24 protein-coding genes and 2 pseudogenes are annotated in these 24597 nt (G+C 69.6%); 7 read left to right on the top strand and 19 right to left on the bottom strand.

The features are described 5' to 3' along the window. Window positions 1-65 precede the first annotated feature (65 nt). The 5 genes and pseudogenes from AC1ROW_RS21430 to AC1ROW_RS21410 all read right to left on the bottom strand — a co-directional run bounded on the left by AC1ROW_RS21430 (window position 66) and on the right by AC1ROW_RS21410 (window position 4377). Window positions 66-1049 (bottom strand): ParB/RepB/Spo0J family partition protein, encoded by a 984-nt coding sequence (locus tag AC1ROW_RS21430; RefSeq protein WP_493021598.1) that lies wholly within the window; start codon window positions 1047-1049, stop codon window positions 66-68. A gap of 278 nt (window positions 1050-1327) precedes the next feature. Then, entirely contained in the window at window positions 1328-1609 is a 282-nt protein-coding gene (locus AC1ROW_RS21425; RefSeq protein WP_493021596.1) for a hypothetical protein, read from the bottom strand. 533 nt (window positions 1610-2142) lie between these two features. Further along, entirely contained in the window at window positions 2143-3195 is a 1053-nt protein-coding gene (locus AC1ROW_RS21420; RefSeq protein ID WP_493021594.1) for a DMT family transporter, read from the bottom strand. Window positions 3196-3215: 20 nt separating this feature from the next. After that, window positions 3216-3563 (bottom strand): annotated as a pseudogene (locus tag AC1ROW_RS21415) (ArsR/SmtB family transcription factor); the annotation flags it as partial. Window positions 3564-3792: 229 nt separating this feature from the next. Then, window positions 3793-4377 (bottom strand): TetR/AcrR family transcriptional regulator, encoded by a 585-nt coding sequence (locus tag AC1ROW_RS21410; RefSeq protein ID WP_493021592.1) that lies wholly within the window; start codon window positions 4375-4377, stop codon window positions 3793-3795. A 97-nt stretch (window positions 4378-4474) separates the two neighbouring features. Between AC1ROW_RS21410 and AC1ROW_RS21405 the strand changes: the two genes are divergently transcribed. After that, complete coding sequence (locus AC1ROW_RS21405; protein ID WP_493021590.1) at window positions 4475-6676, top strand: cytochrome P450; 2202 nt, start codon at window positions 4475-4477, stop codon at window positions 6674-6676. A 15-nt stretch (window positions 6677-6691) separates the two neighbouring features. Here AC1ROW_RS21405 and AC1ROW_RS21400 read toward each other — a convergent pair whose 3' ends face one another. Together AC1ROW_RS21400 and AC1ROW_RS21395 are read right to left on the bottom strand one after the other, a co-directional pair. Next, window positions 6692-7198 carry an HtaA domain-containing protein gene (locus AC1ROW_RS21400; RefSeq protein ID WP_493021588.1) on the bottom strand — a complete coding sequence of 169 codons (507 nt, stop codon included), beginning with the start codon at window positions 7196-7198 and terminating at the stop codon, window positions 6692-6694. Between the two features lie 14 nt (window positions 7199-7212). Further along, window positions 7213-8823, bottom strand: a complete 1611-nt coding sequence (locus AC1ROW_RS21395) for an FAD-binding oxidoreductase (protein ID WP_493021587.1) — start codon at window positions 8821-8823, stop codon at window positions 7213-7215. Window positions 8824-8980: 157 nt separating this feature from the next. Between AC1ROW_RS21395 and AC1ROW_RS21390 the strand changes: the two genes are divergently transcribed. Genes AC1ROW_RS21390 through AC1ROW_RS21380 form a run of 3 tightly spaced genes read left to right on the top strand, consistent with a single transcriptional unit; the run spans window position 8981 to window position 11780 of the window. Further along, a complete protein-coding gene (locus tag AC1ROW_RS21390; protein ID WP_493021585.1) occupies window positions 8981-10126 on the top strand; it encodes a serine hydrolase domain-containing protein in 1146 nt (381 codons plus the stop codon). After that, on the top strand, window positions 10123-10956 hold the full coding sequence (locus tag AC1ROW_RS21385; RefSeq protein ID WP_493021583.1) for an N-acyl homoserine lactonase family protein: 834 nt from the start codon (window positions 10123-10125) through the stop codon (window positions 10954-10956). Before AC1ROW_RS21390 ends, AC1ROW_RS21385 begins: the two co-directional genes overlap by 4 nt. After that, window positions 10953-11780 (top strand): SDR family oxidoreductase, encoded by an 828-nt coding sequence (locus tag AC1ROW_RS21380; protein WP_493021581.1) that lies wholly within the window; start codon window positions 10953-10955, stop codon window positions 11778-11780. The genes AC1ROW_RS21385 and AC1ROW_RS21380 overlap by 4 nt, the downstream gene beginning before the upstream one ends. On the opposite strand, the gene AC1ROW_RS21375 is transcribed toward AC1ROW_RS21380, so the two are convergent. Genes AC1ROW_RS21375 through AC1ROW_RS21350 form a run of 6 tightly spaced genes read right to left on the bottom strand, consistent with a single transcriptional unit; the run spans window position 11750 to window position 17169 of the window. Further along, a complete protein-coding gene (locus tag AC1ROW_RS21375; protein ID WP_493021579.1) occupies window positions 11750-12499 on the bottom strand; it encodes an SDR family NAD(P)-dependent oxidoreductase in 750 nt (249 codons plus the stop codon). The genes AC1ROW_RS21380 and AC1ROW_RS21375 overlap by 31 nt on opposite strands. Beyond that, window positions 12499-13212, bottom strand: coding sequence for an ABC transporter ATP-binding protein (locus tag AC1ROW_RS21370; RefSeq protein WP_493021577.1), 714 nt, complete (start codon window positions 13210-13212; stop codon window positions 12499-12501). Before AC1ROW_RS21370 ends, AC1ROW_RS21375 begins: the two co-directional genes overlap by 1 nt. Next, window positions 13209-13949 (bottom strand): ABC transporter ATP-binding protein, encoded by a 741-nt coding sequence (locus AC1ROW_RS21365; RefSeq protein WP_493021575.1) that lies wholly within the window; start codon window positions 13947-13949, stop codon window positions 13209-13211. The genes AC1ROW_RS21370 and AC1ROW_RS21365 overlap by 4 nt, the downstream gene beginning before the upstream one ends. Further along, on the bottom strand, window positions 13946-14965 hold the full coding sequence (locus AC1ROW_RS21360; protein WP_493021573.1) for a branched-chain amino acid ABC transporter permease: 1020 nt from the start codon (window positions 14963-14965) through the stop codon (window positions 13946-13948). Before AC1ROW_RS21360 ends, AC1ROW_RS21365 begins: the two co-directional genes overlap by 4 nt. Beyond that, on the bottom strand, window positions 14962-15846 hold the full coding sequence (locus AC1ROW_RS21355; RefSeq protein WP_493021571.1) for a branched-chain amino acid ABC transporter permease: 885 nt from the start codon (window positions 15844-15846) through the stop codon (window positions 14962-14964). Before AC1ROW_RS21355 ends, AC1ROW_RS21360 begins: the two co-directional genes overlap by 4 nt. A gap of 54 nt (window positions 15847-15900) precedes the next feature. Then, a complete protein-coding gene (locus AC1ROW_RS21350; protein ID WP_493021569.1) occupies window positions 15901-17169 on the bottom strand; it encodes an ABC transporter substrate-binding protein in 1269 nt (422 codons plus the stop codon). 182 nt (window positions 17170-17351) lie between these two features. Between AC1ROW_RS21350 and pcaC the strand changes: the two genes are divergently transcribed. After that, window positions 17352-17750, top strand: a complete 399-nt coding sequence (gene pcaC / locus AC1ROW_RS21345) for a 4-carboxymuconolactone decarboxylase (RefSeq protein ID WP_493021567.1) — start codon at window positions 17352-17354, stop codon at window positions 17748-17750. Continuing rightward, window positions 17743-18702, top strand: a complete 960-nt coding sequence (locus AC1ROW_RS21340; protein ID WP_493021565.1) for an NAD(P)-dependent oxidoreductase — start codon at window positions 17743-17745, stop codon at window positions 18700-18702. Before pcaC ends, AC1ROW_RS21340 begins: the two co-directional genes overlap by 8 nt. Here the strand turns inward: AC1ROW_RS21340 and AC1ROW_RS21335 are convergent. From AC1ROW_RS21335 to AC1ROW_RS21315, 5 genes are all read right to left on the bottom strand, one after another. Then, window positions 18636-19523: a hypothetical protein gene (locus tag AC1ROW_RS21335; RefSeq protein WP_493021563.1), complete on the bottom strand. Its 888-nt coding sequence runs from the start codon at window positions 19521-19523 to the stop codon at window positions 18636-18638. The two genes, AC1ROW_RS21340 and AC1ROW_RS21335, sit on opposite strands and share 67 nt — an antisense overlap. Next, entirely contained in the window at window positions 19520-20263 is a 744-nt protein-coding gene (locus AC1ROW_RS21330; RefSeq protein WP_493021561.1) for an SDR family NAD(P)-dependent oxidoreductase, read from the bottom strand. Before AC1ROW_RS21330 ends, AC1ROW_RS21335 begins: the two co-directional genes overlap by 4 nt. A 29-nt stretch (window positions 20264-20292) precedes the next feature. Next, window positions 20293-21480 (bottom strand): serine hydrolase domain-containing protein, encoded by a 1188-nt coding sequence (locus AC1ROW_RS21325; RefSeq protein WP_493021559.1) that lies wholly within the window; start codon window positions 21478-21480, stop codon window positions 20293-20295. 83 nt (window positions 21481-21563) lie between these two features. After that, complete coding sequence (locus tag AC1ROW_RS21320; protein WP_493021557.1) at window positions 21564-22238, bottom strand: GntR family transcriptional regulator; 675 nt, start codon at window positions 22236-22238, stop codon at window positions 21564-21566. Between the two features lie 106 nt (window positions 22239-22344). Continuing rightward, complete coding sequence (locus tag AC1ROW_RS21315) at window positions 22345-23544, bottom strand: pyridoxal phosphate-dependent aminotransferase (protein ID WP_493021556.1); 1200 nt, start codon at window positions 23542-23544, stop codon at window positions 22345-22347. 41 nt (window positions 23545-23585) lie between these two features. Between AC1ROW_RS21315 and AC1ROW_RS21310 the strand changes: the two genes are divergently transcribed. Beyond that, on the top strand, window positions 23586-23831 hold the full coding sequence (locus AC1ROW_RS21310) for a hypothetical protein (RefSeq protein ID WP_493021555.1): 246 nt from the start codon (window positions 23586-23588) through the stop codon (window positions 23829-23831). 331 nt (window positions 23832-24162) lie between these two features. Here AC1ROW_RS21310 and AC1ROW_RS21305 read toward each other — a convergent pair. Beyond that, window positions 24163-24291: pseudogene (locus AC1ROW_RS21305) on the bottom strand (IS481 family transposase); the annotation flags it as partial. Window positions 24292-24597 lie beyond the last annotated feature (306 nt).

Genomic DNA, 24597 nt, shown 5'->3' with positions numbered 1-24597 from the left:
GCCGTACCATCGGTCTACCAACGCGAAATCGCCCGCTGTGGCGACGCGCTGGTGGTGCAGTTAACTCACCATTCGCGGCGGACGATCTCGGCGGATGCCCACGCCTTGTTGTTGGCGATCAGGATGCGCCGTTCGGTCTTCTCCTCGTCTGTCATCGGCCCCGTCTTGGACGGGGTGCCGCTGTGGGTGTGGAAGCCTGCGGCTTTCGGGTCGCGGAGGAAGTAGCTGATGGTGGCGTCGCCGTCGGCGTGGACGCGCACGTGGGCGGCTCGTCCGTCGAGGTCCTCGATGTGCTCGATGGTGACGCGTTGGTCGTCGTCGGTGAGGAGTTCGCTGATGCGGGTGTACTCGGTGTCGTAGTAGCCGGGATCAATGTCGAGGATCGCGTATCCCCGTCCCGCCAGGTCAGCTTCCGCTTCGGACTTGGTCGTGGCGCGGGCCTTCTCGTCGCGTGCCCGCTGGGCCGCGTGCGTGAACTGCGACGGGTCCGTGGTCGCGACCTGGATCAGGTCGGCACGGATGTCGTCGTCGCCGTCGAACTCGATCAGCACCGCCGCCTGATCCAGGGTCAGCTGGTGCTCCTGGATCGCGGACGCCGCAGCCTCGTTCTCGGTCACCGCTAGTGCGGTCTTGACCTCCTTCGGCTTGGTGCCGGTGCGTCGTGCGATTGCGGTGACACTCAGTCCTTCGAACGCGAGCTGCTGGAACGCAGCAGCACGGTCGCCGTCGGTCAGGGCTTCGCGTTGCTCGTTCTCGACCATCTGCTGCACAATCCGCTCCGCCGTCACCTCGCCCGCATTCACCAGGTAGACGGGAATGGTCGTCAGTCCGGCTTCGCGGGCGGCGAAGACCCTGCGCTGTCCAGCGCGGACGGTGACGGTGCCGTTGTCGCTGCGGTGTCCGAGGACGGGGGTGAGGACCCCGTTCTCCTTGATGCTCTGCACGAAAGCTGTGGTGATGGGTGCGGAGGGGCGCACGTTGGTTTCGATGATCAGCGTGTGCGGATCGAGGTGTTCGATGGTGCCCGCCACGGTGGTGGTCTCGCTCATGGTTCTGTGATCCCTTCAACTGTTCTTGTTCGCCTGTCTGGCAAGGGGATCGAGGGTGAGCGGGAGCGGAGCGCAGTGCCGGGTCGTGGAATACCGCAGGGAGCGCAGCGAGTGAGGATATGCCGCGAAAGCCCGGCACGCAGCCCGCGGAAGCGAACTACGATCAACCGGCCAGGCAGACGGACAACACAATCAACACGGCGCCGCTCGCGGCTCCATTCCTGTCTTCCCATCACACGAGGCGAGCCCGCGCCTGTTCGGCGTGGGCTCGTCGGTTCTTACTGGCAGCTGTCGCAGCCGAGGTTGTCCATCGGGTCGATCGGAACAAGGTACTCGAGGGTGTCGCCCTGGTAATGGGCGTCGCCGAGCTCGTCGTGAGTAGCGTGTTCCTGGATCCAGGTGTCGGCGGTGGCGGGTTCTCCGAGTGCTCGGAGGAGGCAGGCGAGGGCATCGACTTCGATGCAGCTGAGCCGGGGTGCCAGATCGGCGGCAAGGTCGTGTTTGCTGAACACCGCGGTGAAGTGGGTCAGCTCGTTGGTGTCCGTGATGAGGGTGCGCATGATCGCTTCCTTCCTGCTGGTTGGTGTGCCGTGAACGCACGCTGTGCCGATCAGGAGTCCGTCCGGAGTGCCATCCGGTAGGGCGGCGCGGCCGGCCCCGGAGGGGCTTGCGCGGAGGGCGGGCGACCGAAGAATCGCCGCAGGCTTCACTGCGCGCCAACCAGCAGGGGAGGACGGAGAGGGTGCGCACCTGATGCAGGTCAACGTCGACGCTCGATCGTCCGCGCCGTTTCGAGCGGACGGCGTCCCTCGACACCCACCCCTCGTGTACCTGGCGTAGCGCGCGGTGAAGCGGATGCGGACGGCGTGCTCGTTCCACGCCACGACTTCGACCTCCGGTCGTACGACGGCTTCGTGGAAACGCACGTACGCGATCGCAGGTGACGGGCTGTCGGCGCGACGACGGCGTCGTGTTCCAGGTCGAATTCTTGCTCGGTCAGCCAAACCGGGCGTGGACGGGTGATCGCTGTTCTACTGCGTGGTCTGTCCCGGATGTCGGTAACGTGCGCTATTTGTTTCTGCCGAGTTCGTGGTCAGTGGCTGTGCCGGTGGTGGGCGTCGGGGTAGTGCGGGTGGCTATGGGTGATGGGCTCGTGCGTGTGGACGTGCTTGTGCCGGACCCCGTCGGCGACTTCTTGCCCGGGTTCGTGTTGGTGCTGGTGGTGCTCATCGTGGACGTGCCAATGCTCGTGCGTGATGGGTTCGTGGGTGTGCTCGTGTTCGTGGACCTCGGTGAGGTGCAGCCAGACGCCGATCGCCATGAGGATGGCGGCGACGATTACGGGCCAGGTGAGCGGCTCGCCGAGCGCGAGTGCGAGGAGGGCGCCGAAGAAGGGGGCGACGGAGTAGTAGGCGCCGGCTCGCGCGGTGCCGACGTGGCGCATCCCGACGATGAAGAGGACGAGGCTGATGCCGTAGGCGATGAGGCCGACGAGCATCGCGGCCGCGATATTGAACGCCCCTGGGAGCTGGGCGCCGAGCGCGAAAGCGAGGATCAGGTTGACCGGCCCGGCGACTCCGCCCTTGATCGCGGCGAGCCAGGTGGCGTCGTTGAGCGCGACCTTGCGCGTCAGGTTGTTGTCCAGCCCCCAGCACAGGCAGGCGCCGAGGATCGCCAGCGACGGCCAAGGACTGCCAAAGTTCGCCCCGGAGGGCACCGAGAGGACGATGGCGCCGGCGACGATCGCGATCATGCCCAGCGCGATACGGCGGTCGAAGTTCTCCTTGAACACGAACCAGGCCAGCACGGCCGTGAACACGCCTTCTGCGTTCAAGAGTAGGGAGGCGCCCGAGGCGGGCATGTTCGCCAGGCCGACCATGAGCAGCACCGGGCCGGCGAGACCACCGAAGAAGACGGCGCCGACCAGAGGTGCGATCTCGTTGCGGGCGATGCGGACCCGGCCGGGGCGGCGGATCAGCCGGTAGAGACCGAGACCGATCCCGGAGCCGGTGTAGAGAAGGCCGGCGAGCAGGATCGGACTGACATTATCCGCGAGCAGCAGCTTGGCCAGCGGGGTGCCCGCACCAAAGAGGAGCGCGGAGAGCAGGGCGGCCTGGACCCCGGTGTTGCGAAGCGCGGCAAGCACCAGCGGGCCACCTGGACGTGCTCGAGCCGGTGGTGGGCGGGTTCGCCGCTCAGCGCATGCTCCGCCTGGAAGATCGCATCGGTGACCAGCTGGCTCGCGTGCTCGTTCGCCAGCCGGTAGAACACCCTCGTGCCCTCCTGCCGGGTTGCCACGATTCGTGCGAGGCGCAACTTCGCCAGATGCTGGGACACCGCCGTGGGTGTCTTGTCCACGATGTCGGCCAGGTGATTCACCGAGAGCTCTCCGTCACGGAGCGCGAGGACGATCCGCACGCGAGTCGCGTCTGCGAGCATCGCGAACACCTCTACGGCGAGTTCGACGAACGGGCTCTCCGGGTCGCGACCACACATGGCCTTATCTGCATCCATACGCAGATTCTCACACTAACGACGTGTAGGGCGCGAATTGATGTCGTGCGCACTGTGCGTGACAACACTTTGACAACATTTGGGCAAAATCGGAGGGCATCGAGCGATCCACATCCTCACCCAAAAACGTGGATATTCCGGGGATTCTCGCTCGATTGCAGGCGCTGCCGGGTCCGCCGCTAGAGTTCGAAGCCCACGCCTGCCGCCCACCAGACTTCTCGGGGCGGTTTCAGTCAATAGCGCATGCGACATAGGCGCGGGCAACGTCGACAAAGGCCGCGGGGTCTTCGTCATCGCTAACAGCCCATTCCGTGATCGCGGTCCACAGCATCGCCCAGATGGATGCGCCGATCGCGCGTGCTTCCAGTGAGCTCGGCTCGACGTGTCGTGACTCTGCGGCGAACGAGGTCACGAGGTGTCGCCAGTGCTCGTGGGTGGGCCAGGTTGCCTGTGCGGCGTCGTGGTCGCGGCTGATGACCGCCATGCGGGCCTTCAGGAGGGGCAGGTGTTGGGTGTTCGCCAGCATCGACACGTACGCGTCGACGATACTGTCCACGGCAGGCTCGTCAGCGGAGCGGGCGGCGAAGGCGGCTCGGAACAGGCGCTCGTTCTCGTCCATGCCGTGCCACAGCATCGCTGCCTTTGTGGGGAAATACCGGAAGAGCGTAGGCGAGCTCACGCCGCATGCGCGGGCGATCTGGTTCATCGTGGTGGCGGTCCAGCCCTGCTGGCTGATCAGTTCGAGCCCGATAGCGCTCACCGTCTCCGGGTCGGCCACCCGCGGGCGGCCAGGGCGACGGGGTGTCGTGATCATGACTCCAGCTTATGGTCGCGCGGCGGCGGCGGATGTGCCTTGACGGCGAGGAACCGGTATTATGATAGACGCACTCATAATTGGTCGAGGAGGATTCGTGAGTCAGCAGGATTCGCGTGAGGTCGCCGAGCTCGCCGAGGTGGATGTGGCGGAGCTGACGGCGCTCGAACGACTGCGCGAGCTCAGCGTCCGGTCCTGGGCCGTTCGGAGCGCGCGCGGTATCGAGGTGCTCGACTACGACCACGGCATGCAGGTGCTGGAGCACCCGAAGCTGCTCAAGGGCCCGTCGTTCCAGTACCGTCTCGATCAGCTCGGCATCCAGGGCGAAGCGCGGCGATACATGGACATGGGCGTGACCAACACGGAGGGCGAGCAGCGCCGGCAGATGCGCGCCTCGCTGGCCGCGCTGTTTCGGCCCGCGCAGATCGCGAAGCTGCGCGAACGGATCCGGACGATAGTGCACGAGGTGATCGATCAGATCGAGGAGCCGCCGCAGTTCGAGCTGATGCGGCTGTGTTGGGAGGTCCCGGCTCGCACCTACTGCGAGCTCGTCTCCATCCCGTACGACCGGTCCGCGACGGTCATCCGCATCGCCGATTCCGTGCTGGGGACGCTGCTGAACGTCGATGTCAGCCGCCGCGAGGAGGCGGAGGAGGCGATCCTCGAGTCGGTCGCGATCGTCCGCGAGCACCTCGACATCCGGCGCGGCGATCTCGGCGACGACTTCACCTCCGTCATGATCCGGCAGCAGGAGGACGGCCTCGTGACGGAGGAGCAGCTGGTCGCCCAGTCGTTCGCGCTCCTGCAGGCCAGCGTCGACAACACGGCGCACCAGCTGGGGAACACCTTCGGCATGCTGCTGTCGCATCCCGAGCGGTGGCGGGCTCTCGTGGACGACCGGCAGCTGCGGGGCGCCGTCATCGAGGAAGCCATCCGGCTCCACCCGCGCTTCGGCACCATCTTCCGGCTGGCCGCCGAGGATGTCACGCTCGACGGCGTGACCATCCGCGCGGGGGAGTGGGCGTTCGTCTCGGTGCGCTCCGGTCAGCGCGACCCGGCCTTCTTCGACTGCCCGGACGACTACCGTCTCGATCGCGGGGTCTCGCGACCGCTGATGTTCGGCGGAGGCCCCTACAACTGCCTCGGTCAGAACCTGGCACGGATGGAGATCGAGGAGACGCTGCTGGCCGTCCTCGAGCGCTATCCCGGGGTGAGCCTCACGGGAGCGTGGAAGCAGCAGCACGCGAACGCGGTCAGCGAGACGACGAGCCTGCTCGTGGACCTCGGTGCAGCGGTGGAGCGGAGCGCTACCCCTGCCGTCGCTACCCCCGCCGGCGCACACGCCGGCGCACCCGGATCGCGCCAGAGCGCGATCGACTGCGAGATCGTGGCGCTGGCGCGGAAGGCGCACGAGGTCGTCACCGTCGAGCTGCGGGCGCGCGACGGGGGGTTACTGCCGCGCTGGCGGCCCGGAGCCCACATCGAGCTCGTCCTGCCCGGCGGGATCGTGCGGCCCTATTCTCTGTGCGGCGATCCCGGCGATGAGCGCACGTACACGATCGCCGTCCAGCGCGAGGAGGCCGGCAGCGGCGGCTCGGCGTTCGTCCACGACCGGATGACCCTGGCCGACCGCGTCGCGGTGCGGGGGCCGCGGAACAACTTCGAGCTCGGCGCTGCGCCCCGGTACCTGTTCGTCGCCGGCGGGATCGGCATCACGGCCATTCTGCCCATGGTCCGCGCAGCCCAGGCCCGCGGGGACGAGTGGTCGCTCCTCTACTTGGGCCGCAGTCGCGAGCGGCTGGCGTTCCTCGCGGACGTGGCAGAACTGCCGGCCGGCCGAGTGCGCGTCGTCGCCAGCCGGGAAGAGGGGAGGCTGTCCCTCGAGCAGCACCTGGCGGCGGTGCCGCGCGAAACCGTGGTCTACGCCTGCGGTCCGGAGCCGCTGCTGACCGGGCTGGCGGCCGTGTGGCCGGAGGATCGGCTCCGCGTCGAGCGCTTCCGGCCCGACGCGGCCGCGCTGGCCGCACCGCGCATGCAGTTCTCGGTGCAGCTGACGCGCGCGCAGGCGCGCCTGGAGGTGCCGCCGGAGAAGTCGATCCTCGACGTGGTGGAGGACGCCGGGATCGCGTGGCCCTATTCGTGCCGCGAGGGCACCTGCGGAAGCTGCGAGGCGCGGATCGTCGCCGGGGTGGCGGACCATCGCGACGCCATCCTCACCCCCGCGGAGCGAAGCCGGAACGAACACCTGATGATCTGCGTGTCCCGCGCGACGACTGCGGAGCTGTGGCTCGAGATCTGAACGACCGCCCCGACGTCAGCCGCGGGCGAGCCGCGCGGAGAAAGTCAGCGGCGCCATCCGAGTGTAGGGCGCGTAGCTCCCGCCGAACAGCGCTGTCGCTCCGATGACCAGCGCCACGTCCGATGCCCGCCGGACGACCAGCCCCCGCTCATGCTCGACCTCCACCTCGTTCAGCCGGATCAGCTCCAGCAGACCGCCCGAAGCGGTGCGGAACGCGACTGTCCAGCCGCCGTCCGACCGCCCGACCTCCGGATCGGCGAGGTCGATGTCCAGCTCGCCGCCGTGGGCCACGAGGTGCATCCGGCCGTGGTAGCTCGGAGCCTCGGGGCTCGACGTCCTCGCCTCGGTGAAGAGGAACGGCGCAGCCGGGTCGTCGGAGGCGCGGGTCCCGGACAGTTCCGCATCGTCCAGCGCGCCGAGGTAGTCCAGCAGGCTCTGCTTCACGCCCCACGTCAGCGACCCGTGCGACAGCGACCCGTGCGACAGCGACCCGTGCGACAGCGACCCCGTCGCGCCCGGCACTCCGAGCTCCATCGCTAGGCGTCCGTCTCCGGACCCGGTGCCGTCGGCGACACACCGCGTTCGGGCGACGACCGGTACGAGCCCGGCCACACGCCGTTGCGACCGGGGGCCAGGATGCCCTTCGGGTCGACGGCGTCCTTGATCGCCTCGACGAACCGGCGGTACGCGTGGTCGTTGAACGAGAGCTGGTCCGCGACGAGGTCCATCAGATCGACGTGTGCGCGGTACTCGGTGTATCCGCGCTCGCTCGCCTCGGCCACGAGCGACTTGAGCGCGCCGTAGGAGCGGGCGGTGATCTCCGGGTCGCTTGCATCGAAGGTCACGCTGTTCACGACGATGCAGGTGCGGTCGTTCGGAAAGTAGAGCGCGCACACGTGGTTGTTGCCGATCTCCCGGACGATCGTGTCGCGCATCAGGTCGACGTTGCGCACGACGGTGGCGCCCCGGAGCGGGAGGACGGGGGCGAAGAACGCGTGACCCACATTCGACGGCGTCGCCGCGACGATGTCCATGCTCGGGATCCCGGCCTGGACCTTCTCCACGAAGGCGTCGATCTGATCCCATTCGTCGCGCCGGTAGATGCGGTCGGAGATGACGCGGCCTCCGGTGATACGCTCCCACTCCCTCCGGATGCGGCCGAGCTGGTGCTCGACGACCGGTGCGTCGCCCCACAGCGCCGTCCGGGCCCCCCATCGTCCGAGACCGCACTCGTCGCCCAGCCGGTCGAGCGCCTCCTCGCTCATCGCCGTGTCGGCACGGAGATACAGGTGCCGGGTGTGGTCGAACTGCGCTGACATCGTCACGAGGTTCTGGATGCTCGGGATGCCGCGCACGACGCCGTCCAGCCGCAGCTCGCGGAAGATGTCGATCGCGTCGGCCAGCTGATCGTGTCGCGGAATGGTGAGGAACAACGGAGCGAACGCCTCGGGCCGTCGCATCAGCCAGAGGCCGGCGCGGGTGACGATCCCGTAGTTCGACTGCATGAACAGGGGATCGAGCACCGGGCCGAAGCCCCGGGTGTAGAGGTGCCACGACTCGTTGCCCTCCTGGGCTCCGAGCCCGGTGCGGAGGAGGGAGCCGTCGCCCAGCACGACCTCCATGCCGCAGATCTTCTGGAAGTCCGACCCGTACGGACCGTAGGTGAGGCCGTTGTCGAGCGAGTTGCCGATGACGCTTCCCCAGCCGAGATCCGGGATGGAGAACCAGAGATCCTCATTGCCGGAGGCGTCGAGGGCCTCCCGCAGCTCGAACCAGCTGACTCCAGGCTCGACGACGGCGTACGCGAGCTCCCGGTCGATCTCGAGCACGCGGTTCAAGCGTCGCAGGCTGACGAGGACCGAGCCGGCCACCCGCGGTGACGGCCCGCCGTAGCCGTTGTTGCGCCCCTGCGACGAGCTCCAGAGCGGTACGCCGTGCTCGTTCGCGATGCGCACGATCCCCTGGACCTGTTCCGTTGAGTCGGGGAACACGACGAGCGACGAGTCGTAGGAGTGGTCCTCGGCGCTCCAGTATGGATCCCGGAACGTGCCGCGCTCCTCGGGGGAGCGGAGTGCGTTCTCGGTGCCGACGACGGCGATCAGGAGATCGGCCACCGCTGAGGGAAGGACATAGGGTACGACGTTCATGGAAGGTCACTCTCAATCGCCGCGCTGCGGTCAAGCCTGAACAGGTAGATAGCTCTCTAGCTATCTGACAATCATAGCGAGGTGGTCCTTCGAAGTACTATCGTGTGGGCTGTCTGACATATATACTGCTGACAAGCTACGCGAAAGGTGGACGCGGTTGTTCAGTTTCGACTCCGAACGTCTCGATCGGCTGCGCGCCGTGGTCCAAGCCGATGTCGAGCGTGGACGCTACCACGGGGCGGTCATCCGCCTCGCCCGCGGAGGCGAGGTCGGGTTCCACGAGGCGATCGGCTTCGGTGACGCGGCGCACGAGCGGCCGCTGGAGCCCGACTCGGTCTTCAGCATCTTCTCCGGGACCAAGGCCCTCATCAACGTGCTCGTGCTGCGCGCGGTCGAGCTCGGCTGGTTCGCTCTGACCGACCGGATGTCCGAAATCATCCCGGAGTTCGCGGGACCGCCGCGCGACCGCGCGACGATCTTCCACTTCCTCACGCACACGACCGGCATGCCAGGCGTCTGGGAGCCCGCGCCCGGGCGCATCTACGACCGCCTCGGCGACGCGGTGGCAGCCGTGTGTGAACTCGTGCCCGGCGCGGTCGAGCCGGGCACGCGCTGCGACTACTCGCCGATGGCGAACCACGTGCTCCTCGCCGAGGCCCTGCGCAGGCGTGACCCCGCCGGTCGTGACATCCGCCGGATCGTCCAGGAGGACCTGCTCGATCCGCTCGGGATGGTGGACACCGGACTGGGGTTGCGCGAAGAGCTCCGCCCGCGGCACATCGTCCCCGACCTGCGCGGAGTCGTTCCGATCACCCACCGCTCGCACGAGAACGACGATCCGCAGGGTCTGTTCTCGGCGTCGAGCAATGAGGCGACCTGGGTCGGCGCGTCCTCGACCGCGGCCGACCTCGGGCGGCTCGTGGAACTGCTGCGGGGCGGGGGCACGCTCGACGGCGTCCGGCTGCTCGCACCTCCCACGATCCGGCTCGCGCGGACGAACTGGACGGGAGACCTGCCGAACGAGCTCTATCGCACGGTCGCGCTCCGCGCGGGTTACGCCGTGCCTCCCGCTGCGCTCGGGCTGGGTTTCAACCTTCGCGGCCCCGGCATCCCCGTGCACCAGATGGGAACGCTGACCTCGCCGTCGACGTTCGGCAACTACGGGGCAGGCAGCGTGCTGTTCTGGGTGGATCCCGAACTCGACCTGACGTTCGTCGCGCTCACGGCGGGACTCCTGCCCCAGGCCGAGAACATCGCCCGCTTCCAGCAACTGTCGGACCTCGCCGTCGGCGCCGCGCTGTGAACGCCGGAGAACTGCCTCCCAACGAAATCATCGCCGTCCGTTACGGCACGCGGGAGAGCAGACGGTCGGAGGTCTTCCTCAATCACTGGGCCAGCGGCGAGGCGGACGGACCGTTGCGGATGGACTACTACTTCTGGCTCATCGGCACGCCGCGCGGTCCGATCCTGGTCGACTGCGGGTTCGGGGCGCGCGCCGGCGCAGCGCGGGGGCGCACGCTGCTCGTCGACCCGGTCGCGGCGGCGGAGGCGCTCGGCGCAGGCCCGGACGAGGCGCCGCAGCTCATCCTGACGCATGAGCACTACGATCACATCGGCAACCTCGGCCGATTCCCGCATTCGCGCATCCACGTCGCTCGCGCGGAGCTCGAGTTCTGGCGGCGCCCCGTCGCCCGCAGGCCGCTGTTCGCGCTAGTGAGCGAGCCCGACGAACTGAGCGCACTCGACCGCGCGGATGCGGACGGCCGCGTGACGACGTTCGAGGACGAGGTCTCGCCCGCACCCGGCGTGCGCGTGCTCCGGGTCGGCGGCCACACGCCTGGTCAGTCGATCGTGCTGGTCGACACCGCGGGCGGCACGGTGCTGCTCAGTTCCGACGCAGTGCACTACGTCGAGGAGCTGGAGAGCGATCGGCCGTTCGTGCACCTCGACAGCCTCCCGGACATGTACGCGGCACTGGACGTCGTCCGCGAGCTGCTCGCGAACGGCCAGGCGGTGCGACTCGTCCCCGGTCACGACCCCGGCGTGTTCGACGACCCGGCGTGGCAGGCGGTCGCCGAGCTCCCCGAGCACGCGCGACGTCTCGTGCTGCCCGCGGCGGAGACGGCCGCATGACCGCGCTGACCGGACGGATCGCCCTCGTCACCGGCGCCGGCTCCGGCATCGGCCGCGGCCTCGCCCAGGGCCTCGCCGAACGCGGCGCACAGGTCGTGGCGGTCGACATCGACGCTGCCGCCGCCGCGCAGACGGTTGCGGACACCGGCGGCGTCGCGATGGAGTGCGATCTCGCGTCGGGACCGTCGGTGCACGCTCTCGCCGAGCGGGTCGAGCGCGAGGTGGGCACCGTGTCCGTCCTGGCCTGCAACGCAGGCGTCGGGCCGGGCGCACCGGTGGCCGACATGACCGAGGACGACTGGTCGTGGCTGCTCGGCGTCAACGTCTGGGGCGTCATCCACCCCCTGACGGCGTTCCTGCCCGGCATGCGCCGGGTGGGCGGCCATTTCCTCCTGACCTCGTCGATGGCCGCCTACGCCCCCAACCCGCCGCTCGGCGGATACGCGGCGACCAAGGCCGCCGTGACCGCGATGGCCGAGGTGCTCGCCGCCGAGCTCCAGGGAGCGGACCCGGCGGTGGGCGTCACGATCCTCTCGCCGGGGCCGACCCGCTCGGGGATCGCGACGAGCCAGCGGCACCGCCGGAGCCAGGGCGAGACGCGCCTGGCGGATCTCGATCTCGAACGCCAGGGCTACGACTGGATCCGCTGGCGCGATCCCGCAGAGGTCGCCGCGACGGCGCTCGACGCGATGGAGGCCGACGAGCTCTACGCGTTCAGCCATCCGGAGCTCGTGGACCGGGTGACGGCGCGCACCGATCGCATCGTGGCGGCCTTCGACCGGAGCGCCCGGGCTCAGCCGACCCGCCGGCCGCCTTCGACGTAGAGGGTGCTCCCGGTCGTGAACGCTGAGGCGTCCGACGCCAGGAACAGGGCGGCCTCGGCGAGGTCGCGCGGCGTGCCCACGCGGCCGAGCGGCAGCCGGGCGACCATCGCCTCCCGGAACGCGGGGTCCTGATACCGCGGGGCGGAGAGGGGCGTGTCGGTCGGCCCGGGGGCGAGGTTATTCACGCGGATCCCGTGCGGTCCGAGTTCGGCCGCGGCGTACTCGGTCACCGCCGTGAGACCGCGCTTGCTCGCGGCGTAGGCCGTGCTCGGCATCCACACGCGATCCGCGACCACGGAGGTGACATTGATGATCGAGCCGGGAGTGCCGTGCTCGACCATGCGCCGGGCCGCGGCCTGCAGCAGGAAGAACGCACCGCGCAGGTTGACGGTGTGCACCTGATCCCAGAGTTCGGGGGTGACGTCCAGGAGTGCGGCGTGCGGGCCGACACCGGCGTTGTTGACCAGCACGGAGGCGACGCCCAGCTCGCGCTCGACCGCGTCGAGAGCCGCCGCGTGCGAGCCGACGACCGAGACGTCCAGCCCGACCGCCATCGCACCGGCGCCTAGGGCTTCGGCCGTCTCGCGCGCGCGCTCGACGTCGCGGTCGGCGATCGCGACCGCGCCGCTCTCGGCATGGAAGAGCTCCGCGATCGCGCGCCCGATGCCCTGGCCTCCACCGGTGATCAGGCACACGCGGCCCTCCAGGCGCCCGGGCATCAGACCTGGCCCAAGTAGGCCTGGGCGACGGCGGGCGAGGCCTCGACCTCGGCCCGGTCGCCTTCGATCACCACGCGGCCGCGCTCGATCACCACCGCCCGGGTGAGCAGGGGGAAGGCCTCGCGGGCGTTCTGCTCGATGAGCACCACGGTGAGGCCCTGCTCGCGGTGCAGGTCGCGCAGGACGTCGAACATCCGCTGCACCACGACCGGCGCCAGCCCGAGCGAGGGCTCGTCGAGGAGCAGCACGCGCGGGTCGGACATGAGCGCACGGCCGACGGCCACCATCTGCTGCTGGCCGCCGCTCAGGCTCCCCGCCGGCTGGTGCATCCGATCGGCGAGCTCCGGGAACAGCGCGAGCACCCGGTCGATGCCCGCCCGCTGCCGAGCCGCACCTCGCCGGTACGCGCCCATCAGCAGGCTGTCGCGGATGCTGAGGCTGGAGAACATCCGCCGCCCCTCGGGGACCACCGCGATGCCGAGTGCGGTGCGCCGGTGCGGGGGAAGCCGCAGCAGGTCGTGCCCGTCGAACTCGACCCGCCCGGAGACGGCCGGTGGGGTCAGCCCCATGATGGCCCGGAGCAGGGTGGTCTTGCCGGCGCCGTTGGCTCCGAGAATCCCGTAGAAGTCCCCTTGCTCGACGCCGAGGGTGACTCCGCGCAACGCCTCGGCGTCGCCGTAGCGGGCGCTCAGACCCTGAATCGACAGCATCATCTCTCGTCGTCTCCTTCTGCGCGGCCGAGCCAGGCTTCGGCCACATCGTCGCGGGCCAGCACCTCCGCGGGGTCGCCATCGGCGATCAGCCGGCCGTGGTGGAGGACGACCAGCCGGTCGCAGAGTGCGCGGACGACCTGCAGCACGTGCTCGACCAGCACCACCGTGATGCCCTCGTCGGGCAGAGTCCGAAGTGCGGTCGTGAGCGCGTCGGTCTCCTCGACGGTCAGGCCGTTCATCATCTCGTCCAGCAGCAACAGCGACGGCTGGGCGGCGAGCCCGCGCGCGATCTCGATCCGCTTGCGGTCGGCGAGCGGAAGCGACCCGACGGCGACCTGCCTGTCGGCGCTGAACCCGGCGCGGTCGAGCGCCTGGTCCGCGCGCCGGCGGGCCCGGGCGGGCGACCGGTCGTGCGCGCGAGCGGCGACCAGCACGTTGTCCGCGGCCGAGAGCGACGAGAACAGCCGGACCTTCTGGAAGGTGCGGGCGACACCGCGGCGGGACATCTGCATGGCACGGCGGCGGGTGACGTCCTCGCCGCGGAACTCGATGGTGCCGGACTTCAGGGGGACCGCACCGGCGACGGCGCCGAAGAGCGTGCTCTTGCCCGCGCCGTTCGGGCCGACCAGGCCGACGATCTCGCCGGGTCGCACCTCGAGGGAGACATCGTTGACGGCGACGACGCCGCCGAACGCCACGGTCGCGCCGCTGACGCGGAGCAGGACATCGTCGGTCATGACGCCCTCCTTTCGACGGGGACGGGTCGTCGCCGCACCAGCCGCTGGACGGCACGGAACAGCCGCCCGATCAGGTGGTGCAGGCCGCGCCAGTCCACCAGCATGATGACGATGACGATGAGTGCGTAGGCGATTCCGGAAAGCCCGGACGGCGCGGACGAGAACGCCGACGCCAGGAGCTGCTGCGCTGGGATCAGCACCGCGGCGCCGATGATCGGGCCGAGGATCGTGCCACGGCCGCCGACGAGCGCCACCAGGCCAATGATGAATCCGGTGTTCGATCCGAGGCCCGTGGCCGGGTCGATGAAGCGCAGGTATTCGAGCATGAGGCTTCCCGCGATACTGGTCACCGCTGCGCTGATGATCAGGCCGATCAGCCGGGTGCGGGTCACGTCGACGCCCGCCGCGCGAGCGGCGTCGGGGTCGTCGCGGCTGGCCTTCAGGAACAGGCCGAGCCGGCTGTTGCCCACCAGCGCCACGATCAGCGTCGCGAGCACCAGGAAGCCGGTCAGCACGTAGTAGAAGACCAGGGGAGACCCGAACTGGAAGGCCGACGGGTCCTCGCGTACGAAGGGGAGCGACAGGCCTTGGTCGCCGCCGGTGAACGACGAGAAGTGCGTGGCCAGGTCGGCGAACAGCAGGGTCATCACGAAGGTCGCCAGCGTGAAGTAGACCCCCTTCAGCCGCAGCGCCGGGAAGGTGAGCACCGCGCCGAGGGCCGCGGCGACCACCGCGCCGACCAGCATCCCGATCCAGGGCGAGATGTGCAGGTGGATGGTGAGCAGGGCGGTGGTGTAGGCGCCGACTCCGAAGAACACCGAGTGACCGAACGAGAGCAGGCCGCCGTAGCCTCCGATGATGTTCCAGCCCTGGCCGGCGATGGCCCAGATGATGGTGACCATCACGATGGCGAGTACGTACTGCTGCTGGATCAGCCAGAACGGCAGCGAGAGGGTGACCAGCCCGACGGCGACCGCCGGGCCGACGGTGCGCAGGGCGCCGTGCAATGCGTTCACAGCGTGACGCCCTTTCCGAAGAGTCCGTTGGGCCGCACGAGGAGGACCACGAGGAACAGCACCCAGATCGCGACGTTCTGCAGGTCGAGGGCGATGTAGGTGCCCGTCGCCTGCTGGACAATCCCGACGACGATGCCGGCGATGAAGGCCCCCCGGATGCTCCCGAGGCCGCCCAGGATGATGACGACGAACGCCATGGCGAGATAGCCGAAGCCCGAGGTCGGCGTGACCGTCTGATACGTGGCGAGCAAGGCCCCGGCGAGGCCTGCGAGGCCGACTCCGATGCCCATGCTGGAGGCCACCATCACAGTGCGGTTGACCCCGACCGCCGCGGCCTGCTCGCCGTCGTCGACGATGGCCCGCAGTGCGCGGCCGAACTCGGTGCGGTTGACCACGATCTCAAGCGCGACGAAGGCGACTGCGGACACCAGGAAGGCGACGAGCTGCGCCTTCGAGATGGCGATGCCGCCGATCCGCAGCGATCCGTCGAGGATCGTGGAGATGCTGCGGTCGTTGGATCCGAAGATGGTCAGCAGCACCGACTGGATGAGGATGCCGAGGCCGGCGGTGATGACCACCTGGGGCAGATGGGCTTCGTCGTCGTTCTCCGCGCGCAGATGCGAGCGGCGGAGCAGTACCACGTAGACCAGTACGCCGATCAGGCCGATCACGACCGCGACGACCGGTGCGAGGAGCAGCCCCCACGAGGAGAGGAGGCCGACCAGGAGGAAGGTCGAATACATCCCGACCGTCACGAAGTCCGCGTGCGCGAAGTTCGCGATCTTCGAGATTCCGAAGCTCAGCGAGAGGCCGCTGCTGATGATGCCGTAGAGACCGCCGACCAGAATGCCGGAGACGATCACCTGGATGAGAGTTGTCATCGGGTCCGTCCGTGAGAGAAGCGGTGCCCGCGGGGGACGGGCACCGCTCGTTCGTTACTTCTTAAGATCGATCGTGGCGGTGGCGTACTGCTTGGGCCACACGGTCACGGTCTTGCCGTTCTTCCACTGCGTGAGGATCGGCGTTGCGCTGGGGTTGGTCCCGTCCTCGCCGAAGCTCACCTTGCCGCCGGGCATCGAGGCCGCGGGTCCGGAGGTGGCGGTCATCGAGTGGAGCGCGGTCGCGATCTTCGCCGGCTCGCACGACTTCGCCTTCTCCATCGCGGCGGCCAGGAGGTAGACGTCGTTCCACGACTCGCCGGCCTCCATCGGCATGAACTCGCCGTGGGCCTTCTCGTACTCCTTCGCGGCGCTCTTGACGCCGTCCATCGGGAGGTCCCAGTTCCAGGCGCCGACCGCCAGCAGGCCGTCGACCTCCGGGCCCATGACCTTCGCGAAGCTCGGCACGACGAAGGCGCCGCCGAAGCCCATGATTGGGGTGGTGATCCCGTGCGCCCGCAGGCCCTTGACGATCAGCGAGGCGTCGGCGGGCGAGCCGCTGATGAGGATCAGGTCGGGGTTCTGGGCGGCGATCCGGGTGATGATGGGCGTCGCGTCGGTGATGCCGGCCTGGTAGAACGTCGGCTCGTCGGCTGCGGCGCCCGCGGCCTTGAACGCGTTGACGGCGGCGTTGATCTGCGTGGTGTTGGCCACGTCGTTGGGTCCGACGCCCGCGACCTTGGTGAAGGTCACGCCGACCGACTTGGCTGCGGAGACCATGTAGTCGGTGGCGGCCTTGCCGATCACGCTCGACTTAGGCGGAGCCTGGAAGTAGTACTTGTAGCCGCGCTGCGAGAGCGAGTCGGCCCACGACTGCGTGAGGATCGGGACCTGGCTCTGCTCGGCGACCGTGCTGACCGTCGTGGTCAGGTTGCTGAGCCAGGCTCCGACCAGGCCGACGGCGCCGTCGCCGATGAGCTTGGAAGTCGCGCTGGTGGCGGTTCCCGCGTCGGCCGAGCTGGTGTCGCCGGCGACGATCTTGAGCTTGGCGCCGCCTAGGCCGGTCAGGCCTCCGGCCTTGTTGATGTCGTCCGCGGCGATCTTGGCGCCGTTGAGGCTGTTGTTGCCGAAGTCGGCCAGCGGGCCGGAGAGCGGCAGGGGGGCGCCGATCTGCACGGTCGAGGAGCAGGTCGCGGAGCCACCGGTGGGCTTGGTCTGCGTAGCGATTCCGCCGGAGCAGCCGGCGAGGGCGAGAGCCGTCGCCGCTGCGGCCGCGGTCACTGCGGTCGCGCGGCGGGCTCGGGCCGAAACAAGGGGTACCGACATCGTTGTGATCCTCTCGGGTGGGTTCTCGCGGCGCTGCGGGGAACGCTGCGCTGCGTTCGCTGGAGTTTATGAGAGATTTGCTCTTGGCACAATAGCTGTTTGCAGATAGCTTATTGTCAGACAGCTTCCACGGCGGTAGTCGAGGGAGCATCCGACCCGCGACACTCGATGAAGGAACTTCAATGACGACATCCGACACCTCCACCTCGCCCTCGATGCTCGAGCGCGGCGACGCGATGCGCCGCCGGGTCCTGGGCGATGCCCACGTCGAGCGGTCGCGCACGAACGCCACGGACTTCACGCGGCCGCTGCAGGAGCTCGTGACCGAGTACTGCTGGGGCGCCATCTGGAACCGCCCCGGCCTCGAACTGCGGGCGCGCAGCCTCATCAACCTTGCGATGCTCACGGCATTGGGCAAAATGGATGAGTTCGAGCTGCATGTGCGAGGAGCCGTGCGCAATGGCGTGACCGCGGAGGAGATCCAAGAAGTGCTGCTGCAGACCGCCATCTACTGCGGCGTCCCCGCCGCCCTGGACGCCACCCGTCACGCCCAGTCGGTCCTCGCCGAGATCGATGGCTGACCGCATCGTCGGGATGGTCGGCCTGGGGCACATGGGTGCCCCGATGGCCGGTCGTCTGATCGCCGCGGGTCACCGGCTCGTCGGTTTCGACGCGTCGCCGGCCGGCCGCGCGGACGCGTCCGCCCGCGGGATCGAGGTCGTCGCCGATGCCGAGCAGGTCGCCCGGGCGGCCGAGGTCGTCATCCTGATGCTCCCGAACAGCGACATCGTCGAGTCGGTCGCGGCACAGCTGGCGGCGATCCCCGCCGGCGAGCGCGCCCTCCGCGAGCTGGTCGACATGAGCTCCTCGGAGCCGGAGCGCACCCGCGCGCTCGCCGAGCGACTCGCAGCGGACGGCATCGAACTCGTCGACGCCCCGGTCTCGGGCGGAGTGGTCGGCGCCGTCGGCGGCACGCTCACCATCATGGTAGGCGGCGACGCCGAGCAGTTCACGGCGCTGTCGGACCTGTTCGGCGTGCTCGGGTCCCGTGTCGTCCACGCCGGCGGCGTCGGCGCCGGGCATGCGGTCAAGGCTCTCAACAACCTGATGTCCGCTGCGCACCTCCTCGTCTCGGACGAGGCGGCTGTCGCCGCGACGCGGTTCGGCGTCGATCCCGAGGTGTTCCTCTCGGTCGTCAACAGCTCGAGCGGGCGCAGCGGCTCCACCGAGCTGAAACTGCCCCGCTATGTGCTGCCCGGCACCTTCGACTCGGGCTTCTCGGCGTCGCTGCTGGAGAAGGACGTCCGCATTGCGACGGCTCTCGGCCGCGCACTCGGGCTCGACATGGCGCTCTCCGACGCCGTGCAGCAGCGCTGGGAGCAGCTGAACGCCGAGCTCGCCGCCGGAGCCGACCACACCGAGATAATCCGGCCGCTGGAGCGTCGGGCCGGGCTGGAGGTGCGCGCTCAGCCGGCCGACAGCAGATCGGCGGCGAGCAGCGGCTCGGTGCCGGTCAGCCCCGCCGAGCAGTAGAGCGTCAGGTCGTCGCGGGCGCCGCGTCCCGGTGCCGTGCCCGCGACGACCGCGGCGAGGTCGGTCGGCCTCCGGGAGCTGAACCAGTCGTCGTCGGCGGCGACCTGGGCGGGGGCGTCCGACACCATGAGCGCGGCTGCCTCGGCGATCTGCGGGTCCAGCTCGGTGCCGGCGGCCCGCTTGGGCCCGGTGCTGTTCACGTGGACGCCGTCGGCCAGCTGCCCGAGGCGGACGACCGGCGTGGTCGACGTCGTGGACAGGATGACGATCGGCTTGCCGGCCACGGCCTCCGCCGAGGTGCCCACCGCCCGGCACGGGATGCCCAGCCGGTCCTCGACGCGCCGCGCGAAGTCGTCGCGGCGGGCCGGCGAGGAGCTGTAGACCTCGACACTGCGCAGGGGCCGCACGGCCGAGGCGGCCCACACCTGGCCCCACGCCATGCGCCCGCTGCCGATGACGCCGAGCCGATCGGCATCCGGGGAGGCGAGCGCGTCGATGGCGACGCCTCCCAGGGCGCCGGTGCGCAGGATGCCCAGCAGCTCGCCGGTGACCACGCCGAGAAGCTGCCCGTCCGCGTTCCACACCGCGGTCAGCTGATCGGAGTGCGGACCCCAGCCGCCGTAGGCGCGGAAACCGACCGGGCCTGCGACGCGGCCGCCGGATCCGATCACCAGGTCGGTCGCGCCGGCAGGCAGCGCGGTGCGCGGGGTGGCCACGAAGCCGCCGCGCGCGTGCGCCTCCAGGGCGGCGCGCATCAGGCCGACCGTGCGTGCCGGCGTCGCCAGGCGCGCCACGTCGGCGTCGTCGAGCTGGCGGATCACGAGACCAGGAGGCCGCCGTCGACGGCGAGCAGGTGTCCGTTGACGAACGCGGCGTCCTCCGACACGAGGAACGACACGGCGGCGGCGAGGTCTTCCGGGCGGCCCAGCCGGCCCAGCGGCGTGTGCGCCCGCCGCAGCTCGTAGCCCGCGTCGTCGACGAGCGCGCGTGCGCCCTCGGTCGGCACGGCGCCGGGGACGACCGCATTGACGCGGACGCCCTGGGAGCCGAGCTCGTTCGACATCTGCCAGGTCAGGCTGGACACCGCCCCTTTCACTGCCGAGTAGATCGCGGCGCCCGCGGTCGCGCGCACCGCCGCGGGCGACGAGACGTTCACGATGCAGCCGGACGTGCGGCGCAGGTGGGGGAGGCCGGCCTGGGTCGTCCAGACGATCGCCTTCAGGCCCACGGCCAGCATGCGGTCTATCGTCGCCTCGTCCATCTGCTCGAGCGCGCCGTAGCGGATCCACATCGCGTTGTTCACGATCGCGTCGAGCCGGCCGCGGCGGTCGGCGATCCCGTCGAGGGCGGCAGCGACCGCCGCGCGGTCCGACACGTCGAGGGCCAGCGCGTCGGCGGTGCCACCGTCCGCGACGACAGCGTCGCGGGTGCGGCCGGCGGTCTCCGGGTCGATGTCGACCGCGACCACGTGCAGTCCGTCCGCGCCGAGCCGGCGCGCGACCGCCTCCCCGATGCCGCGCCCGGCTCCGGTGACGACGGCCACTCGTTGGTCCGATTCCATGGTTCTCCTCCTGTCGTCGGTCACCGCGCTCACAGGGCGGCGTACACCGCGTCGATCAGGCGCGCGGCGCGCGGCCCGTTGGTGCCCACCGCGTGCATGCGGTTGGTCGAGTACCCGAACGCCACCCGGTCGACGGGATCGGCGAAGCCGGCGGATCCGCCGATGCCGTGATGACCGAACGCCTCCGGATGCGGGCCCATGTACACCGCATCCGGAGAGTTGAGGAGCACCCCGAGCCCCTGCCGGTAGTGGCGTTCCTGCACGACCTCGATCTGGTCGTGCTGCACGGTCGCCATCCGCTCGATCGCCTGCGGCGACAGGATGCGCACGCCGTCGACCTGGCCGCCCCGGGAGAGCGGGGCGTAGATCCGGGCCACCGATCGGGCGTTGCCGTGACCGCTGGCGCTGGCGATCTCGGCGGTGCGCCACTCGCGGGAGTTGACCATGGTGCGCCACGGCCAGTCGGGATTCTGCGCGAGCGCACGCACCCGCAGGGAGTCGGCCGGCTCGGCGTCGCGTGCCGCGATCAGCCGGGAGGCGGGATTCGGCAGCAGGTCGGCGGTGCGGGCGAACTCGCTCGGCGGCAGCCCCATCCAATAGTCGGCCCCGAGCGGGCCGGTGATCTCGTCGTGCACCCAGCGTCCGATCGGGCGGCCAGTCACCCGGCGGACCAGCTCGCCGAGGAGGTAGCCCTGCGTCTGCACGTGGTAGGCCGCGATCGTTCCCGGCTCCCACAGGGGGCGGGTGCGCTCGAGGGCGGCGACCATCGCCTCCCTGTCGAAGGTCGCGCCGGCGGGCGGCGGAGCGTCGGCGATCGCGGCCAGTCCGGCGCGGTGGTCGAGCACCCAGCGGACCAGGATGCCCTCCTTGCCGTTCTGGGCGAACTCCGGCCAGTAGTCGGCGACGGGGGCATCGAGGTCGATGAGCCCGCGGTCGGCCAGTTGCGCGATCGCGATCGCGCTGACGCCTTTGGCGACCGACATCATGCACACGATGGTGTCGGATCGCCACGGCTCTTCACGGCCCTCGTCGGCCCAGCCACCCCAGACGTCGACGACGGGGACGCCGTCGACGACCACCGAGACGGCGGACCCGAGCTCGTCCTCGTCCTGGCGGTAGTTCTCGCGGAACGCCTCCACGACACCCTCGAAGCGTGGGTCGAAGGTGCCCGCGATCGGGACTGCTCGTCCCCGGGCGTCGAATGTCTCGTCCAGCATGCCGCCTCCTTGCGGAATCGTCTGTCACCAGCTGTCAGACAGCATACCGAACAAGTCGAGGCCGACGAAACGGCTGCGCGAACTCAGCTGTCGCCGAGCACCGTTCGAGCGGCGGCCTCCACGTGGGCCGTGGCCGCGATCCGCGCCCCCGGGGCGTCGCGACGCTCCAACGCCTCCACGAGCACCCGGATCTCCTCCAGGCTCTGCGCGGGGCGTCCCGGAGCCGAGAGCGTCTGCGCCCGCAGCTGGTTGACCCGGCGCTGCAGAATCGACACGGTCTGCCGGAGCACCTCGTTGCAGGACCCTTCGAACAGCACGTCGTAGAGCGCGTTCTTCGCGTCGAGCATGGCGAAGGGACCCGCCTCCTCGACCCGGTCGACCTCGCTCGCGACGTCCTCGAATCGAGCGCGCAGCCGGGCGAGCTGCTCGTCGCTCGCGTTCTGGGCGAACAGCTCGGCGGCGAGGCCCTCGAGCTCGGCACGCACCTGGTACACCTGCTTCGCGACCTCCGGGCTGGTGACGCTGACGACCGTCCCGCGGCCGTTCTGCGACTCGACGAGCCCCTCGGCCTCCAGCTGGCGGAGCGCCTCGCGCACTGACGGGCGGCTGGCGTTCGTCAGCTCGCACAGCTGACGCTCAACCAGCAGCTGCCCCGGTTGCAGCCGTCGATCGAGGATCGCAGCGCGCAGGATCGAGGCGACCTGCTCGCGGATCGGCGCATGCCGTTGAACCTGCATGCCTGCGACGGTGTCGGTCATGATGACTCCCTCCGGACCATTGATGTCAGAGTGTAACCTACCTGACAAATACCGGGGGCGGCAGAGGGAGGTTCGCGCCGGGGGCGGGTGGTCTCCGCGGAGTATCTCAGGCAAAGAACCGCTGCAGGCGCCGCACTCCCTCGAGGAGATCGGCGTCGCCGAGCGCATACGAGAACCGGAGATAGCCGGAGGGCCCGAACGCCTCACCGGGCACGGTCGCGACCTCGAGCCGATCCAGGATCAGGTCCGCCAGCTCCAGCGACGTCTGCGGGACGACACCATCCCACTCGCGCCCGAGCAGACCGGTGACGTCGGGATAGGCATAGAAAGCGCCCCGCGGCGTCGGGACCCGGACCCCCGGAATGGCGTTGAGCTCCGCGACGATGGTACGACGGCGACGGTCGAACGCCTCCCGCATCGCCTCCGCCTCGTCCTGCGGGCCGGTGAGGGCCTCAATCGCCGCGCGCTGCGAGATGTTGGACACGTTCGAGCTCAGGTGGGACTGGAGGTTCGCGCCCGCGGACATCGCGTCAGCGGGACCGACCATCCACCCGACGCGCCACCCGGTCATCGCATAGGTCTTGGCGACGCCGTTGACGAGGAGGGTGCGTTCGGCGAGCGCGGGCACCGCTTCGGTGATGGACACCGCGCGCACCCCGTCGTAGGTGAGGTTCTGGTAGATCTCGTCGGCGATCACCCAGAGTCCGTGCTCATCGGCCCAGCGCCCGATCTCCGCCACCTGTTCAGGCGAGTAGACGCTTCCTGTCGGATTCGAAGGCGAGACGAACAGCAGGACTTTCGTACGCTCCGTCCGTGCCGCCTCCAACTGCTCCACCGTGACCAGGTAGTCCTGGTCCGCGCCCGCGAAGACGGGCACGGGTACGCCGCCGGCGAGCGCGATGGCCTCCGGATAGGTGGTCCAATACGGCGAGGGCAGAAGCACCTCGTCGCCCGGATCGAGAAGCGTGGCGAACGCCTGATACACGGCCTGCTTGCCGCCGTTCGTCACGACGACCTGCGAGGGGGCCACCGACATCCCCGAGTCGCGGAGGGTCTTCGCCGCGATCGCCTCGCGCAGCTCCGGCAGCCCGGCAGCCGGCGTATACCGGTAGTTGCGCGGGTCGTGCACGGCCCGGACGGCGGCCTCGACGATCGAGGCGGGCGTCACGAAATCGGGCTCCCCGGCGGCGAAGCTGATCACCGGCCGCCCCTGCGCGCGCAGGGCCTTCGCCTTCGCATCGACCTTGAGCGTGGCGGACTCGGCGATGGAACTGATTCGGCGGGAAATGCGCGGACGTGCGTTCACACGACAAACCTACATAGTCGCGGCGTCCTGCGTCGTCTCGCGTGCGGCGCCCGATTGAAACACTGGCAGCGGCGGCTGATGGCGGCGACGGCACCGTGCTGAGGCTGGTCGCCGAGTGTACACCCCCGCGCGGTGCCAACCCATGCCACTTCGCCGTCCGGTCGGACGGCAAGTACTTCGTCGCCCTCCAGGACGCGGACGACGTGGCGGTGCTGGAGTGCGACGGCAGTGTCGCCGTGGCACTGTCCACCGGATCGCCGTCGTGCGTCGCCGTGTGTCCCGTCTGAATCCGAGTCGGCGAGGAGGACGCCGTCGTCGCTGTCGAGCCGGCTTTACCCTGCGCCGCTTCTCGCCGCGAAAATCGTCCGCGGGTGACCTCCGCGGGTGACCACACAGGCCGGGTCAGACGACGATGACGTGTTTGCCGGGGTGTGGCCGGCTTCGAGGTCGGACTGTGCGTGGCCTGCTTGCGCGAGGCCGTGTTAGACGGTCGTCGCGTTTCCACCGGATCTCTCGACGCTTGTAACGTTGCGAGGCGGGCAACCGGTTCAGACCGACCTTCTTCAGGATCCGCCAGACTCCGGAGACGCTGATCGTGACGTCGTGATACCGCTTCAACTACATCGCGATCTTCTCCAGCCTGAAGTGATACTGCTGGCGCAGCCAGAGGATCTTCTCGATCACCTCGGCGTCGGTCGCCGTCGGTGAATGGTGCGGGGCGCTGGAGCGGTCCTTCAGCCCCTCGAACCCTTCCGGCCTGGTAGCGCTTCAGCCAGGCGTAGTAGGCCTGCCGGCTCACGCCGTAGCAGCGGCAGCTCGCGGCGATGTTCCCGCTGACTTCCTCGACATGCCGCAGCACCGCGAGCTTGTGATTCGCTCGACGCTCAATGGCCCGTGCAGCTGCAGCGGAGAGTGCTTTCGTCATGAGGTCTGGTCAAGTCCCGTGGAGTGGTGTAACCGTTTCGTGATCCTTCAGGGATGTGGGGGCTAGTTTTCGTTGTGATTGCAGATGCTCGCGACGAGCTCACTCACGGTGTCGGAGTACAGCCCAGG

Source organism: Leifsonia sp. GW821-FHT13C09 (assembly GCF_058806435.1).
The sequence above is the reverse complement of the archived record's forward strand: the minus strand, read 5'-3'. Positions and strand labels throughout refer to the sequence as shown.

Excerpts from the sequence above, each read along its gene's own strand:
- AC1ROW_RS21430 (WP_493021598.1), bottom strand. The coding sequence starts at position 1,049 with ATGAGCGAGACCACCACCGTGGCGGGCACCATCGAACACCTCGATCCG.
- AC1ROW_RS21425 (WP_493021596.1), bottom strand. The coding sequence starts at position 1,609 with ATGCGCACCCTCATCACGGACACCAACGAGCTGACCCACTTCACCGCG.
- AC1ROW_RS21410 (WP_493021592.1), bottom strand. The coding sequence starts at position 4,377 with ATGATCACGACACCCCGTCGCCCTGGCCGCCCGCGGGTGGCCGACCCG.
- AC1ROW_RS21395 (WP_493021587.1), bottom strand. The coding sequence starts at position 8,823 with ATGAACGTCGTACCCTATGTCCTTCCCTCAGCGGTGGCCGATCTCCTG.
- AC1ROW_RS21380 (WP_493021581.1), top strand. The coding sequence starts at position 10,953 with ATGACCGCGCTGACCGGACGGATCGCCCTCGTCACCGGCGCCGGCTCC.
- AC1ROW_RS21375 (WP_493021579.1), bottom strand. The coding sequence starts at position 12,499 with ATGCCCGGGCGCCTGGAGGGCCGCGTGTGCCTGATCACCGGTGGAGGC.
- AC1ROW_RS21370 (WP_493021577.1), bottom strand. The coding sequence starts at position 13,212 with ATGATGCTGTCGATTCAGGGTCTGAGCGCCCGCTACGGCGACGCCGAG.
- AC1ROW_RS21365 (WP_493021575.1), bottom strand. The coding sequence starts at position 13,949 with ATGACCGACGATGTCCTGCTCCGCGTCAGCGGCGCGACCGTGGCGTTC.
- AC1ROW_RS21355 (WP_493021571.1), bottom strand. The coding sequence starts at position 15,846 with ATGACAACTCTCATCCAGGTGATCGTCTCCGGCATTCTGGTCGGCGGT.
- AC1ROW_RS21350 (WP_493021569.1), bottom strand. The coding sequence starts at position 17,169 with ATGTCGGTACCCCTTGTTTCGGCCCGAGCCCGCCGCGCGACCGCAGTG.
- pcaC (WP_493021567.1), top strand. The coding sequence starts at position 17,352 with ATGACGACATCCGACACCTCCACCTCGCCCTCGATGCTCGAGCGCGGC.
- AC1ROW_RS21340 (WP_493021565.1), top strand. The coding sequence starts at position 17,743 with ATGGCTGACCGCATCGTCGGGATGGTCGGCCTGGGGCACATGGGTGCC.
- AC1ROW_RS21330 (WP_493021561.1), bottom strand. The coding sequence starts at position 20,263 with ATGGAATCGGACCAACGAGTGGCCGTCGTCACCGGAGCCGGGCGCGGC.
- AC1ROW_RS21325 (WP_493021559.1), bottom strand. The coding sequence starts at position 21,480 with ATGCTGGACGAGACATTCGACGCCCGGGGACGAGCAGTCCCGATCGCG.
- AC1ROW_RS21320 (WP_493021557.1), bottom strand. The coding sequence starts at position 22,238 with ATGACCGACACCGTCGCAGGCATGCAGGTTCAACGGCATGCGCCGATC.